Origin of the sequence: Burkholderia sp. TSV86, assembly GCF_001522865.1 — a bacterium.
Classification (GTDB): domain Bacteria; phylum Pseudomonadota; class Gammaproteobacteria; order Burkholderiales; family Burkholderiaceae; genus Burkholderia.
Map to the genome: position 1 here is coordinate 89,138 of NZ_LOWB01000132.1, position 14,414 is coordinate 103,551.

General features: G+C 62.0%; 11 protein-coding genes. 2 read left to right on the top strand and 9 right to left on the bottom strand.

The features are described 5' to 3' along the window. Window positions 1–446: 446 nt before the first annotated feature. The 4 genes from WS68_RS24660 to WS68_RS24680 form a co-directional block, all read right to left on the bottom strand. A complete protein-coding gene (locus WS68_RS24660; RefSeq protein WP_059573335.1) occupies window positions 447–938 on the bottom strand; it encodes a DUF2514 family protein in 492 nt (163 codons plus the stop codon). After that, window positions 935–1,354 carry a glycoside hydrolase family protein gene (locus WS68_RS24665; protein WP_059570527.1) on the bottom strand — a complete coding sequence of 140 codons (420 nt, stop codon included), beginning with the start codon at window positions 1,352–1,354 and terminating at the stop codon, window positions 935–937. Before WS68_RS24665 ends, WS68_RS24660 begins: the two co-directional genes overlap by 4 nt. A 483-nt stretch (window positions 1,355–1,837) precedes the next feature. Beyond that, entirely contained in the window at window positions 1,838–2,338 is a 501-nt protein-coding gene (locus tag WS68_RS24675) for a lysozyme (protein WP_059573337.1), read from the bottom strand. After that, entirely contained in the window at window positions 2,331–2,513 is a 183-nt protein-coding gene (locus WS68_RS24680) for a hypothetical protein (protein ID WP_059573338.1), read from the bottom strand. The genes WS68_RS24675 and WS68_RS24680 overlap by 8 nt, the downstream gene beginning before the upstream one ends. Window positions 2,514–2,687: 174 nt before the next feature. Between WS68_RS24680 and WS68_RS24685 the strand changes: the two genes are divergently transcribed. Together WS68_RS24685 and WS68_RS28140 are read left to right on the top strand one after the other, a co-directional pair. Next, window positions 2,688–2,969, top strand: coding sequence for a hypothetical protein (locus WS68_RS24685; RefSeq protein WP_059573339.1), 282 nt, complete (start codon window positions 2,688–2,690; stop codon window positions 2,967–2,969). Continuing rightward, a complete protein-coding gene (locus WS68_RS28140; protein WP_156429666.1) occupies window positions 2,966–4,087 on the top strand; it encodes a hypothetical protein in 1,122 nt (373 codons plus the stop codon). Before WS68_RS24685 ends, WS68_RS28140 begins: the two co-directional genes overlap by 4 nt. 135 nt (window positions 4,088–4,222) lie before the next feature. Here the strand turns inward: WS68_RS28140 and WS68_RS24690 are convergent, their stop codons facing one another. From WS68_RS24690 to WS68_RS24710, 5 genes are all read right to left on the bottom strand, one after another. Then, window positions 4,223–7,939 carry an LPD38 domain-containing protein gene (locus tag WS68_RS24690; RefSeq protein WP_059573340.1) on the bottom strand — a complete coding sequence of 1,239 codons (3,717 nt, stop codon included), beginning with the start codon at window positions 7,937–7,939 and terminating at the stop codon, window positions 4,223–4,225. Further along, window positions 7,936–11,076: a hypothetical protein gene (locus tag WS68_RS24695; protein ID WP_059573341.1), complete on the bottom strand. Its 3,141-nt coding sequence runs from the start codon at window positions 11,074–11,076 to the stop codon at window positions 7,936–7,938. The genes WS68_RS24690 and WS68_RS24695 overlap by 4 nt, the downstream gene beginning before the upstream one ends. After that, entirely contained in the window at window positions 11,069–11,773 is a 705-nt protein-coding gene (locus WS68_RS24700; RefSeq protein ID WP_059573342.1) for a glycoside hydrolase family 73 protein, read from the bottom strand. Before WS68_RS24700 ends, WS68_RS24695 begins: the two co-directional genes overlap by 8 nt. After that, entirely contained in the window at window positions 11,773–13,203 is a 1,431-nt protein-coding gene (locus WS68_RS24705; protein WP_156429667.1) for a hypothetical protein, read from the bottom strand. The genes WS68_RS24700 and WS68_RS24705 overlap by 1 nt, the downstream gene beginning before the upstream one ends. Before the next feature lie 117 nt (window positions 13,204–13,320). Further along, window positions 13,321–14,295 (bottom strand): hypothetical protein, encoded by a 975-nt coding sequence (locus tag WS68_RS24710; RefSeq protein ID WP_059573344.1) that lies wholly within the window; start codon window positions 14,293–14,295, stop codon window positions 13,321–13,323. Window positions 14,296–14,414: the final 119 nt, after the last annotated feature.

Below are 14,414 nucleotides of genomic sequence, written 5' to 3' on the forward strand. Positions count from 1 at the left end.
CATTACCCTTGGTTCCATGGCAAGACGAATCGAAATGGCGATTGGCCGCAATTCAGTCTGGCGTTTGAGCGCTCAAGCGAGTACTTCGGCTTTCGTATCGCGGACGGCCAAGTTGTAAACGCCGTTGATCGAGCTTTCGCGCGTCAGCTGCCGATGGGGGCTTTCCGAATGGAGGGGGTTCTGAACAACGCCATGCGTAACCCCTGCGTAATTTCTGCGTAGCGAGGCGTAGTTCAGCGTGTTTTAGTATGGTGATTCGGGGGAAGCGGCGACCCAAAAAATCAACGCAAATCATTGAAAACAAATGCGTTTGGTGCCTTGTGGTGTCATGCGATGATGCTTGATGGTGCGTGAGGCCGGACTCGTCGCCCCATATATGTAGAGGACTTCAACATTTCGTGGGGAATGAATGGGGATTCGCGACCGTATCTCGCTATCGGACCTATTTACGGTTGGTCAGTTTGTGTACCGCGCGTCAGCGCGCCGTAATCCCGCTCGCACTGCTGGCCGGCAATACGGGCACGATCAGCGTATTCCGCCAATTCGCTCGCACGGTCGTCAATGCTGCCGAGCACGTCGGCAAGCACACCGATGGGGTCGCCGGTTGGCGCGCTTCCGGCGGCAACGGCGGAATGGCGGGCGCGCTCGACCAGCACGGCGACTTGCTTGCGCAGGCCGTCAGCAGCATCAGCGGCACGAGCAGCATCAGCGCGCGCCCGGTCACGTTGTTTCGCAGCATCTTCAGCAATCTCCTGTTGGGCCGCAGTGCGGCGTTGTTCCTCCGCGCGCGCAGCGGTAACGGCGTCGAGTTGCGCTTTCTGCGTAGCAGCCGTCGTCGTGCGCACGCCGTCGGCGTGCCCCTTGAAATAGCCGGTTGCCGAGCCCACTACGGCGGCGGCAATCACGGCGAGCCAGACACGGGGATCGATCCAAGTCATGCGCCGCTCCGCATCATCGCAGCGAGGCGCGTCGCACGCGCGCCGACCTGCTGCGCCCACTTCGACGCAAGCATGCCGTCGGCCGCCGCCGCGTAGTCGCCGCGCTTCATCGCCGCGAGCGTATTCGTGAACGTGAGCAGCGCACCGCCCATATTGAATGCCATGTTGATCACCACGCGCTGACGTACACCATCAAGTTGACGCCACCACGATAAATTCCGATCGAGCCAGGCCACCGTCCGATCAATGTCGCTCGACAGCATCGCGTCGCACTCGGGATCGCTGATGCCCACATCGGTTAGATTGCGGCCGACACCGATCGTCGTTTTGCCGACGGTATCAACGTAGGGTTTCAGCCGACGCCCTTCGTCGCGGCTCAGTTCGGCAATGAGTTGCCGACGATCAAAGGTGCCCATGTCACTTTTCTCCGAAAATCATGAATATCATCTTCGTTGCCGCCCGCGGATTAAGTGTTGAAGAAACCAAGTGCATGATTCATGAAATCTCCCTATGTAGAGCGCTCCACCTCAGGCAATAGATGTGCCATAGGTATTAAATCGCTGTTTTAAAAAAATAATCTTTGAAATCCCCTCATGAGGTAGTGACTAAATGGACGGATCAGCCCACGACCAGGACCGGCTTGCAGGACGATATCGTCCATTGATCAAGCCATCCACGAGGGCAGGATTGTTGCGAGGCTTGAGCGAAGCTTGGAAGAGCCAATCTTCAGCAACGAAACGCAAATGCACACATTCGGAGACGTCGATCGGCGCCTACAGAACCTCGCCCGACAGATGGACCTCAAGTTGAGGCACGTAAAGGCAACGCCGCGCCCCTATTGCTCCGGCCCTGAAGACGTGCCGCCTGACACGACGAAGCGAACGATCCCCAAAAAATAATCAGTCGAGCCCCTTTTCGCACAGCGCGCGCTCATCAGCACGACGTTTCACCAGCCCCGGCAGCACACGGCCGCCGGCCGTCACCCACTGCGGCCGGCCGTTGTCCGCCTCGTTCAGCGCGCGGCACGCGCCCTTCCAGTCGCCAGCGTTGAACCGCTTCGCCGTCGTGCTGCCGCAGTACGCGGCCGCGCCAATGTTGTAGGCAAAGCTCACCGCGGCCGCGAGCTGGTACGTGTGCCCCTTCAGACCGGGCGTGCACTTCAGCACCGACTCGGCGTGCGTGATCAGTTGCCGCTCGAGCGACTCGCGGCACTCGGCCTCGCTGTAGCGCTGGCCGACGACGACGCTGGTCGTGTCGCCCATGCACTTCGTCGGGATGCCGACAGGATCCCGATAGCCGATCAGCTTCACGCCCTCGAATTTCGGGACCATAGAAACAAGAAGGGCTGCCGCAGCAGCCCCCACAACACCCGCCAGTGTCTTCTTCGGTACGTTAGCCATCGAGCAAAGCCCTCTTCCCCTTGTTCTTGATCAGGTAGTACGCCTGCAGCCCGATGTACGCGATCGTCGCGACGGCCACCCACCAGTTGATGTCGTGGCTCGTCAGCCACAACCAAAAATTGCTGCCCACTGCCGGCGCCACCTTCGCGGCGCTCGTCGCGAGTTCGCTCTTCATCTGATCCCCGAATGAAAAAGCCGCCCAAGGGGCGGCGATAAAAAGTTCTTGATAACCAGACCCATTGGGTCTAAGCTAACGGGTAGCGGTGGCGCATTCGGCGCGGCCCGACATCCCGAAAGGAAACGATCATGAAACTCGCTTTTCGTGTGCGCGTGGCGCACACATACGTCCATGCCTATCAAGTACACACCGCCCGCAACACGCGACCTCGCGACGCTCAAGCACGAGCTGAACATGACCGGCAAGCAGATGGCCGATCTGTTCTGGCTGGCTGGCGATCACCAGTGGCGCAAGTACACCGGGGGACAGTCGCCGAGGGAACTGAGCCCACACATGGCATTCGTTGCAGCCGCGAAGCTTTCTCTCACAACGGACGAATTTGCGCGTGTGCTGTCCAAGATGGCGGAATTCGGCGCGCGCATCGAACAAGTAACCGATGGAGAGTTCTCGTGAAAGGCGCGCTCTCATCTCTCCTAGGCGCGTTTGTTGTCGCATGCAGTGGATGCGGCGGCGGCGGAAACACCAGCACTGGGAATACATCGGAAATTCAACCAGCGACTCAAGCTGGATCGCAGATCGTCGCGGCGTCTCTTCAACCATATTCGGACGGACGTCCGCAAGCCTCTCTCCGTCTGCCGATTCAGGATTACGGAATCGTGTTGCGTCACGGATCGGCGCCCGGCGGAGTGGATGCCAACGGCGCGCGAGACGTCAATGTCTTTTACGCGAATGGAATCTATTACATGCATTACGACGGGGCGCAAACAGAGCTTCCATGGAATAAGGTGCAGGCGATTAGCAAAGATCTAATCAATTGGCAACCGGTCGGCAATATCCTTCCTCTGGGGAACCTTGGCGACCTCGACTCGAACTGCGTGTGCTATGGCTATACTGCTTTCGATGGCAAGCAATACCAGCTGTACTACACTACATCTACAGATCAGCTTCCCGCGCCAACGATTGTTCCAGAGCCCCCTTATATGACAATGCGGGCACACGCCGACTCACCAAACGGTCCCTGGACAAAAGACGGGGTAGCGTTACGAACAAAATCTGGAACCTATTACTCTGACACGGCAAGTCCTGGGCATATCATCAAGTATCGCGGACAATTCTTGCAATACTTCAGTGCGGCCCAAAAAAATCCTGGTGGATTCAAGCGAACCATCGGTATTGCTCGCTCCTCATCCATGAGTGGGCCCTGGGTGATTGATGATTCGCCGATTCTTCCGCTTGACGAGCAACTCGAAAATGCTTCGATCCACTATCAAGAAAACACCGGGACATACTTCTTATTCGTTAATCATGTCGGCACCGGCGGTACCGATGCTGTATGGGTCTACTGGACCCAAGACCCTTTAAAATGGGATACCTCACATAAGGCGGTAGTCGTTGATTCGACATCTTCGTCGTGGGCAAAATGGACCGTCGGAATACCTTCCGTTCTGCCGACTGGTAATCGGTTGGCGATTTTTTATGATGGCAACGCTCGAGAAATATCGGGAGCAGAGGCTAATCTGCATCGGGATATCGGATTAGCCTGGATTCAACTCCCGATCAAAACACCATAATTTAATGCGCGAGCCGATTTGCAAATGGCGCCCCCGTGGAGCGGCAAAACTGCCATCGTCTAATCGGTACTGCGGCCCGGTCCGAAACCTCCTTGACAATACGGTCATCGAGCTGGGGTTCGGGCCGCACACAAATCAACCGGCGCCCTCCATCGCTTCCTTGTAGGCACGATTCGCGTGCATCTGGGCGGCGCGGATTCTCCGATTGACTTCCAGCGCACGCTGTTGGCGCTGCGCCGGGTCCTCATCGGCCAACGCCTCTTGACGCTCCTTGTAAAGTGTCTTGATCTCGCCGTTCGCTGCCTTCATCAGAGCGGCGCGCTGCTCGACGCCCGGATTGGCGGCGTCGAACTGGTCGAGCTTGCCCTCCTGTTCGGCATACTTCCGCTCGTTCACCAGTCGGTCGATGTCCGTCGAGTTTTGGCGGAACAACGTCATGTCCTGCGGCACCGGGCCCGAGCCAAACGAACGCACCATCGGCATATCGGTGAGGTACTTATCAACGTCGGCCTTTTCGCCCACCGCGTCAATAGCCTTGATCGCATCGAGCGCGCCACCGCCACCGTAGCTACGCATCAGGAATTGCAGCGTTTCTGGATACACGTCGATTCCCGTGTTGTCATAGAGCTGCTTGGCGAGCCCGCGGAACAGTCCCGACGTCTGCGGCCAAGCCTGCTGGAAATGCAGCTTGTTGCCGGTCCACTCGTCGGGTTTATGGATCGGATTGCCCTGCCCGGTCTGATTCAGTGCCAGTTGCAACAGCGGCTTCGCAACGCTCGGTGCGAACTGCTGCATCGCCCATTGCGACAAGTCTTTCGACGGGTCGATGTCGGTCGGCTCGACCGGACTGAAATTGGACAGCAGCCCATCCTTCAAAACGTTGCTGAGAAACGTCCCCGTGTCGTCGATGCCATCGGCATAGCGATGGAGCGACGCCGCGAGCGTCAGCGCGATACGCTGAAACCCGAACCCCACTGGGAATTTGAAGCCGCGCCCGTCCGGATCGGACGGATCGATCATCGTCAGGAAGCGGCCAGATTGCGACAGCGGTACCTTGTTCAGTCGATCCACACCGTCATCATCCTGGCCGCCCATCGCCTTCAGTGCCCCGTACATGCCGTACATCAATGCGAATTGCGCGAGCATCATCGCGGCGCCGCGCGGCGTCCGTAGCGCCTGCGACATGCGACGTGCGTCGAACAACGCCGGGCCGGCAAAGGTGTAGAGCGCGCCGAGCTGCTGACCCAGCTTTCCCTTAGTTTCGAAGTTCATCGTGTTCTTGGCATACAGCACCGCGTCGCGCTCAGGAACACCCGATTCCACCAACGCCTTGAACAACGAGACGCGCGACGTCATCTCCATGTGCTCATTGACGCGATCGACAAAATCGCCGACCTTCTGTGCTGCGGCCTTCGCTTTGTACTGCGCGTTCACGCCGGCCAGCTTTCCGAACTCGTTCTCGATGTTCTTCATGATGTCGTCGTTGAACAGGTCGGTGTACTGCGTCGCACCACCCAATTCTTCGAACCGCTCGAGCCAGTGGTGATACTCGCTGCCCGGCTTCACGCGCCACTGCGACATGAAGGTCGCATTGTTCGCCAGCATCCGCCGCACCGCGCCCAGCTTGTCAGCAGTCGGTGCGTCGGCCATCACAAGTGACGCCATCGACTGAACATCGCGCAGCTTGTTCATCAACGGAAACATCGGGTTCCAGCTCGTGTAGACACGAGACAGTACGCGCGTTGCCTTCATCGGCAACCCCAGCAACCCGTCAATCTGTGCGCGGTTCACCCCCTTCAGCGCATCCATAACGCTCCGATTGCCGACGTGCACGATGGTCGTCTTATCGCCTTCGCGCAACACGATCGCGTCCGGAGACATTGCGGCGTTCGGCTTCACACGCTGTTTCACGATCCCGTCTTTGTCGACGTACTTCTCGAAGATCTCGAAATTGGGCGCCTCGTTCACCTTCGCCGACATCATCGCTTTCGCGCCGGGGGCATCCTTCACGAAGCGCACGAAGTCTTTCTTGAACTGCTGCATACCAGCATTGCGAATCGCCGAGTCGGCAGCTACCAGCACGTTTTGCAGCGGGTTGTCGGCGAGCGTGCCGCTACGACCCATCGCCTGCTTGTCTTTCGGCGACTTGAGGCTGGCACCGCCGCCGACCGGCAGCGAACCGCCATCGTCAACCTCGCCCGGATCGCCATACAGCGGCAAGTACCAGTCGTATTTCGGGCGTCCTGATTCCATGTCCAGGGTCAGCAAGCCAGCATCGCGCAGGGTCTGGTCGCGATAGTCGAGCATCGGCTTGAGGTGATCGCGATACAGACCCTCGTAGAACTCGATCAGGCCCGGGGTCGACTTCCGAAAGTGCTGTTCGAACGCCGCGATTTCCTCGTTCGTCGCACCCGACCCAGCCAGGTCTTTGCCCTCTGTCTTACGGGCAATCTCCGCGTTCCGCTCGCGACCATGCTTGACCAAATTCCCGATCGTGCCAACGTCCTGCAGGAACTGCCGGTACCCGTGTTCCTTGTACCAAGGCAGCTTTTCGAAGTCGTTCTTCCATGCGTCCCGCAGCACCCCGAGCATCGGATCGACACGCGACGATTCGAAGTCGTGCAACGTCTTCTGCGTCGCCGCCTCGAACGTGCGCATCGTATTGCGGAAATCGCGGCCTGCCGCCGTGTTCCCGGTTCGCCGAATCACCTGCTCGATCGGATTGCGGTAGTCGAACAGCGCGGTTGTCGCATCCTCAAGCCATTTCGGCTGCGGTGCGGCCGCGCCTTCCGAAAGCAGCGTGCGGGCCGCATCCTTCGTCGACTCCGGGTTGCGCCACATGTCACGAATGCGCTCGGTGACCGTCGGCTCATGTTCCACCATCGGAACTGGACCGCGTGCGGCGCCGGCCCTCGAAAACTTCACATTGTTGTCGTTGCCCTGCATATCAACTACAATTGGTCCCGCCTCCCGAAGTCGGGCTGTAGGACGTATGTGACGAAGGTTCTCGATAATCGAGTCAACATGAGTCGTCGGGGGGTACTTCCGCATACTTTGGGTCGCCAACTCCCCCCGGCCGGTCCGTACCTCCTCCAAATACATCGTCGTGCCGTCAGGCAAGCGCTTCAGGTAGATCACCAGATCCCGACCGATTTTATTTTTCTCCCCGAGAACAATCTTGTCCGGGGAAGAAACGACGTCAGGAATATGTTCCAGATCGTCTCTCGTAATCGGTAGATTCCCGCGCGCCGTCTCCTTCGCTTCGTTCGAATGTTGCTTCCAGATGTGTCGAATGGCCGAAGCGTCAATCGCATGCTTCATGCTCCCAAGGTCGAGGCCGTGCTCGGCTGCCGCCGTCGCGACTTCCGGGGAAACAGCGGCAAAAGGATGCGTCGACGTCAAGCGGTTGTCGGACATCGCCTGGTCGATAAACCGGCTCAGCCCATCGGCTGTTGCATCTCCCTCCGCTCCTCGCCTCGAGAATGCTGATGCGGGCCGTTCGGCGATCGACGGACGTCCCTGTTCGCGCATGTAAGCCTGCGCGTCGCGCAGCATCCCGGCGATCTCCGCGTCGGCCGTGTCGCCACGCAGCACGCCAAGGCGATTCAGGAACTTGCGCACGCCATCGATAACCCGACGCACGATGCTGTTGTGCATATTCCGCTCGGCCATCATGGCGATCATTTCGCGCGCCCGACGGTCAGCCGACAATCCCGGTTGTGTGCGATCCACCTCTGCGCCGATCTCGCGAAACACTCTGTTGCCGAGCCGTTCCGCTGTCGCTACCTTCGTCGCAAGGTCACGCATTTCGGCCCGACCGACCATGTTCTCGATGCCGTAGTGGCCGATCAACTCGTGACGCGCGACCGCGCGCGCTCCGGACTCGCGATGTTCTCGGCGATCAGCGCGACGCGGTTCGTCTTCGGGTCAAAGAAACCTTCAACGTCGGCTGCGCCCTCCCGCCGCGCCTGCTCACGCACGTAATCCGGCGCATCGTTGATCGTGTCGTACACGTCCACGTTATGGTTAAGCATGTCGTCGGCGATCGCGCGGCGCACGTCGTCGCCCGTCATGCGCCCAGATGTGCGAAGCCCCTCGCGCGGAGGGGCTTCGTTTCGGGACAGATCGGATTCGTGAGGCGGTGGTTCCTCGGGTGGGCGACCCTCCGCCGCGCCATGTCGCGCCGACGTTTGCGCTACGCCTTCGGGCGCCTCGCCCTCGGTCCGCGCCGTGTCGTCTGCTCGGCCGCTCCCGACTTCTTCAGCAGATCGATCGTGCGCGCGTCGCCCGGCGTCAGCGGCTTGTTGTAAAGCACTCGATTCAGCAGGTTCACGCCCGACGGCGACTCCCATATCTTTCGACCTTCCGGCGTCATTTGATCCTCCCTTCGATTGTTCATAGGCAAAATCGGCAATTCTGCGCAGCGCCTCGCCGATCTGCCGGTCGGACGCGCCACCACTGAACAGGCGCGCAAACACACGCGTCGCCAGCGAGTCCGGCGTACCGGATTCCGGCATCACGACGCGTCGTGCGGCCTGCGTCACGAACGGCCTGATGTCCAGATCGCCCGCTCCATCGAGACGCGCCATGGCGTTCGATGCGTGCGCCATCCCGTCAAGCACGACACGCGCTCGCGGATCTGTCGTCCGGGCGTATTGCACTGCCAGGTCATCGTCACCATACGTCTGCCGAAAATCCTGCTCGGCCGGACGATTTGCCGGTTGCGCGTCACGACCTTCGCGCGCGGTAGCCGCCTCGTGCGCAACGGGCGCTGGTGTGGCTGCAACCGCCGATTCATCAGCGGGGGCGCGAGCCGTGGCGGTCGCTCGCGCCGTATCGCTGGAAGCACTCGTGGGCGCGGTCGGCTGCGCTTCCAGCCGATCGACCAGCGCCCGCGCTGCGCGACCGAGAGCAGTAGGTTGCTGCGCAGCAGCCTCGAGCGTCCCAGAGCGTAATGCCGACGTAAGATAGTCGCTTGCCGCTTGCCGATTGTAGATTTTCGGCAAGGTGTCGATCACGGCCTTCACATCGTCCGCCGTCGCGGTATAGGGCGAGCCTTCAATCGTGGTGCCGGCATCGCTCTGCGACGCGTCGGCGCGGTCTGCCGCCGCCTCCGGAGCCGGGCTGGATTCCGTCGCGCCCGTATCGACACGATCTACACCTGTCGTCGTCTCCGGCGCGGCAATCGACGGTTCCGACGACGCGCCGAGTTCGGTAGACGGCGACGTAGGGTCAGCAGCCGGCAGTGCCGCATCTTCGGATGCCGCCGCATCGGCGCTGCGCAAACGAGCCTCCTGCGCAGCTCGCACATCGGTCGACAACCCCGTATCAAGCGCGGACTGCCGAGCCGCACGCGCGTCGGCCGATTCCTGATAGGTCGGCTGACGCACTCCGCCAGACGAATCGACAAGCGTGTCCCCACTCGCGTCCGGCATGTCCGGCGACGGCAGCACGGCCGGCATCTCCGGTGCGTCAAGCTGACGAGGCTTCGCTCGCTCCTGCACGCGTGCGAGCAGCGCCTGCGCCGCCCGCCCGATCGAGTTCTGTTGGCGCGCAGCGTCCTCGAGCGTGCCGTTACGCAGCGCGGACGTCAGGTAATCGGTCGCCCATTGCCGGTTGTACACCTTCGGCAACGTGCCAAGCGCCGCCGCTACGTCGTCCGGAACCGCGTTGTACGCAGAACCTTCGATCGTAAAACCTTGTGCGGCGGGCGGCTCGTCTGGGCCGTTGAGCCGGTACGTCGGCGCTGGAAGCGCGAGAACCGGCGCCGACGCGTCTTGTGTCGCGACATCGGCGGGCGCAGCCTCCGGGTGCGGTGCACGGCGGCCACCGAACGCGCCACCCAGCAGGCCACCCGCGAGCGCCCCCGTCACGCCTTCGCGAGCAACCCCCTCCGAGAGCGGCTGGTCGGGCAAGACGCCACGCACCGCTGCGTTCGTGGCAAGCTGCGTCCCTGCGCTCTGCGCCGCATTCGTCGCCGCCTCAAGCGCCGCAGCCGCCGGGCGCTGCAATCCCGTCGTGAGCCCAGCCAGCCCTCGCTCGACCGGCGCAATGCGCGCAGTCACCGCGCCCAGCAAAGCAGCACTACCGATTTCAGGCCAATTCTTGGCAAGGCTGGCGAGCTCGGATTTCGCGTCGCCTTCGCTCATGCCAGACTGACGAAGCTGCGCATATGCCGGGCTACTCGACATCAAGGTGGCGTCGGGCATTGCCTGCAACTTGTCGTACAGCGCACCGCGCACCTGGCCGCCGCCCTGCGCAGCCAGCATTGCGGGTACAGCAACTTCTCCTGCGCCCGGAATCAGTCCGGCCGCAACCGCAGGGGCAAGACCACCAGCAAATTTCGCTGCGGTCTGCACTGGACTGCGAACCATTCCTCGCACCGTAGGCATCACGCCCGAGCCGCCCATCGCCTCGTCTTCGGCGATTTCACGAGCAACGCGCTGCTCGCTGTCCTTGACCACGGGCGACGCATTGTCAGCGTAATACTTCTGCTCGGCCGCCAGCCAATTCGATGCCGTCGAACCGGGCGCAAAGAGATCAACCACCGATTTGGCCGCGCCTGCCGCACTGCCTGCTGCCGCTCCCAGCCAATCTGCGGGAGCCCGCAACATCGAGCGCGTCGGCGCTTTCGGCTTGTCCGCCCCATACTGCTGGTCGAAGAACGAACGCAGCGTGTTCGCATCCTCGCCGTGCGCCGCCGCGATGTCCGGAATGACGTTGTTCCGGTACGTGTCCCAGAGCTGCTGTCTGTTCACGAAATCGGTGCCGTCATAGCCGTTCGCCGACTTGTAAGCATCCCAGCTCGGCGCTGCGGGCCCGACCTGCTGCGAGCCGGCCGGCGCTGGCGTCTGAACCGGCGCGCTCTGATCGGACAAGCCGTAAGCCGCAACCGGCGGCGGATCGTAGGGCGTCAGCACGCCGAGCGCGCGCAGCCGCCCGGCAGTGTCTTCGGTCGCGACGTTGTAAGGATTCTGGATATCAGGCATTTTTCACGATGCTCTTAACGTAACTGTCCACCCACGATCCCCAATCAGGAACCGAGGTCTGTTGTGCGGTAGCGCCCTGCGAGGCGGCGGTATGGTCGAGCGCGGCCTGCTGGTCGAGCAACGGCTTCGAGATCGCTCCCGGCGCCATCGACACTCGCGCCGCCGCACCGCCGCCCATCATGTTCGGATCAATGCCGTAGACCGATCCCATGTCGTCGTCAGCAAAATCCAGAGCGTTCGCGCCGCGCGGCGATTCGTCCGGCAAGCCGTAAGCGGCGACAGGCGCGCCGGTGAGCGCACCATAGGTGGTCGCCATCTTCGAGACGTAGCGCGGATCTTCGGCGTAGCCGCCGCGCTTGAGCACCGATGCGAAGCGCCCGACGTCACTACCCGCACCGACTGCATCCGGGTAGCGGCGCCGGATCAGCGCCGCGTAGTCGTCGGCAAACGCATTCGGCGTCGCGTAGGCGCGATATGCGTCGTTGGAGCCAGTCGCGTTATCACGTGCGCGCACACCACCGCCGTTGAAATCCTTGATGTTGCCGAGGTTGTTCGTGCCTGGAATAACAGACTTGCCCCACCCGGTCTCGAGACCCCACTGCGTGAGTAGAACATCAGGTGAGATGCCGAGCTGCGCGCCGGCGCGTTGCGCGATCGGGCCATATGCCTGCACGAATTGATCTTTCGGGCTTGGCATCAGTGCCCCCGCGCGTAACGATCGAGCAGCTTCTGCACCGCTGCGTCCTTAGCAGCTGCAGACGCCGCTTGCTCTGCCCGCGCCCGCTGATCTTCAGCCTGCCACCTCGTCGCCGTGAGCGCCTGTTTCGACCGGTCGAGTTCGTTCTGTGCCTGTCCGAGCAGCCCGACCAGTCGCTCCCGCGCCTCCCCATACCCGAGCGGCGGATTGATCGGACCGTACACGGTACGCGGGCCTGCGTCCGCGTCCATTTGCCGAAGCGCCGCCGCCAGGCTGTTGACTCGCGCGTTCGCAGTATCGAATGCGCTTTGCGGGTCAACGGCCGGCGCCAGTGCCGCAGGTTGCGCCGTCGGTGCCGCCGGGTGCGCCACGGTCAGCGGTGTGGCTGGAACTGAACCGCCGACCGGCAACGTCGCGGGAGCTGCCGGCCCGGCAGGCATCGGAGACGGTTGGTACGGAGCCGGAATGGTAGGCGCTTGCGTACCGATAGGCGACGAGTCAAACGGATTCGCCACGACGCCCGGAGGTGCCGAAGCAGCGGGCGACGTCGCATACGGCGCGGTGCCCGGCGTCGGGGCACCCGATATCGCGTTCATGCCGGGCGTACCGCCGCCCCCCGCTGGCGCGCCACCCTGCCCTTGCATCTGCCCCAACAACTGATTGATGCGCTGCAGCGTCTTGGCCTGCTCGACCGGATTGCCTTTCTGCGACGTATAGAGACGCTGAAGCGATGTCAACTGCGCCTGCAACACACGGGTATTGCCGGGCGCTCCGGACGCGTTGCCCCATCGCATCTGATCGTACCGATCGCGCTGCGTGAGTTGAGCATTCGTGCGCGCGCTCTGCGCGGCCATGTCCTCGAGCCGCAATCCATACTGCGCGGCCGAATCGACATTGCCGCCGAACGCAGCGGCCGACGGCACTGCGCCGCCGCGCGAGAACGGCAGCGAACGATTGCCGTCCGCATCGGTGTACACGATGTTTCCCGCATCGTCGGTCGTTGCGTTGATGCCGTAACCAGCCGCGTCGAGGCCGCCCGTGGCGAGGTTCGTGCCGAGGTTGCCGCCCAGCGCCGCACCGAGATTCGTCTGCTGCAAGCCCGCGATGCGTCGATAGTCGGTGGCCGCATTCTGCAAATACGGGTTCGCCGCGACCTGCTCGGGCGCGAGGTTGCTCGAAACGTAGTTCGCAACGTCGACCGGGTTCGTGATTCCCTGCTGCGCGGCCTGCGCGCGCAACGTCTGGATCGACTGGTCGGCAGCCAGCTTGTGAAGGTTCACGCCGGTCTGCTGCGCGTTCGCCTCCGCCGTGTTGGTGCCTGCCTGCACCATGTCGTCGTAGCCCTGATTGAGCGTATCGAACTTGATCGAATTGCCAAGCGCGTTGGAGTCGGACGCGAGCATTTGCTCTGGGACGCGGTAGCCCTTCATGAAGGCGTCCGTCATCTTGTCGTAGGCATCCAGCCCCGACGTCAGATCGCTATTCCGATCCCGGCTAAACCCGCCGGCAAAATCAGAGATTCCGTAGTACCCCATAGCCGTCTACCTTTATGCGTAAGTGGCCGTCGGGCCGAGCGAGTTCGCATCCCATGACGTCGGCATGCCACCGCCGGCACCCATGCCGTAGCCAAGACCACCCGGTCCCATCAAACCGGCACCACCGAGACCGCTGCCGAAATTCGTCACGCTCGAGAACCCGCCAAAACCGCCGATACTCGATCCGCTGCGACCGCCCTGCGTCGAGCTGACCGGCGACGGGCCCATGTACCACGACAGCCCCGCGCCCATCACACCGCCGAGCCCGGAAAGAATCGCGCCGTAGAACTGGTTTCGCGCTGCGAGCTCCATATCCGAGCCGCGTTGCAACGCCGCAGCGGCCGAGCCGATACCCTGGATCGCTTCGGCCGGCATCCCGCGGCCGATGTTGAACAGTTGCAGCTTGCGATTGAAATAGGTCTGCTGCCGGTCGAATTGACGGTTCTCGAGGAATCGCCGCGTGCGTTCCTTCGCCTCGCCCGCCGCACGCGCCTGCTCGATCTGAAGCTGCCGATCGGTTGCGATGGTCGCGCCAACGCAGTAGCGGTTGCGGCGGCGCTGCGCCTGCTGCTGTGCATTCGAAAACTGCACGCGGATCTCGACGACCGCTCGGTTCGCCTCATCCTCAATGGGTTCGGTGTATTCCGGGCGCGCACACTCGGCATCGATCGTCGCGTCCTCGCACGGCGCGAAGTGCGCCTTGAAGCGCGCGTATTCTTCTTCGGCGATCGTGAGCTGTCGGTTCGCGAGATCGTATTGCTTATCGGCCGCATCCTTCGCGGCTTCGAGTGCGTTGTTCGCGAGCAGCACCTGTGCCGCAGCGTAAGCGGCTTGAGCAATAGCCCACGCAGCAAGCCACTTGTCCTGCTGCTCTTTCCAAGCGTCAAGATCCTTTTGATGTTGCTCTCGGTTCTTTTGATCTGCATCGAGCGTCGCCTGATACCACTGCCCGTAGTTCAATTCGCGCTGCGTGTACCACGAGTTCATGGCATTGAGCCACCCACTCTCTACCGGAGCCTGAAGCTCGCCCTGAATCGCCCCGGGTTCATCGGAGACCGATTTGTTTGAGTCAGGCCGCCTTGGCGACGTCCTCAAACTGCCGATAG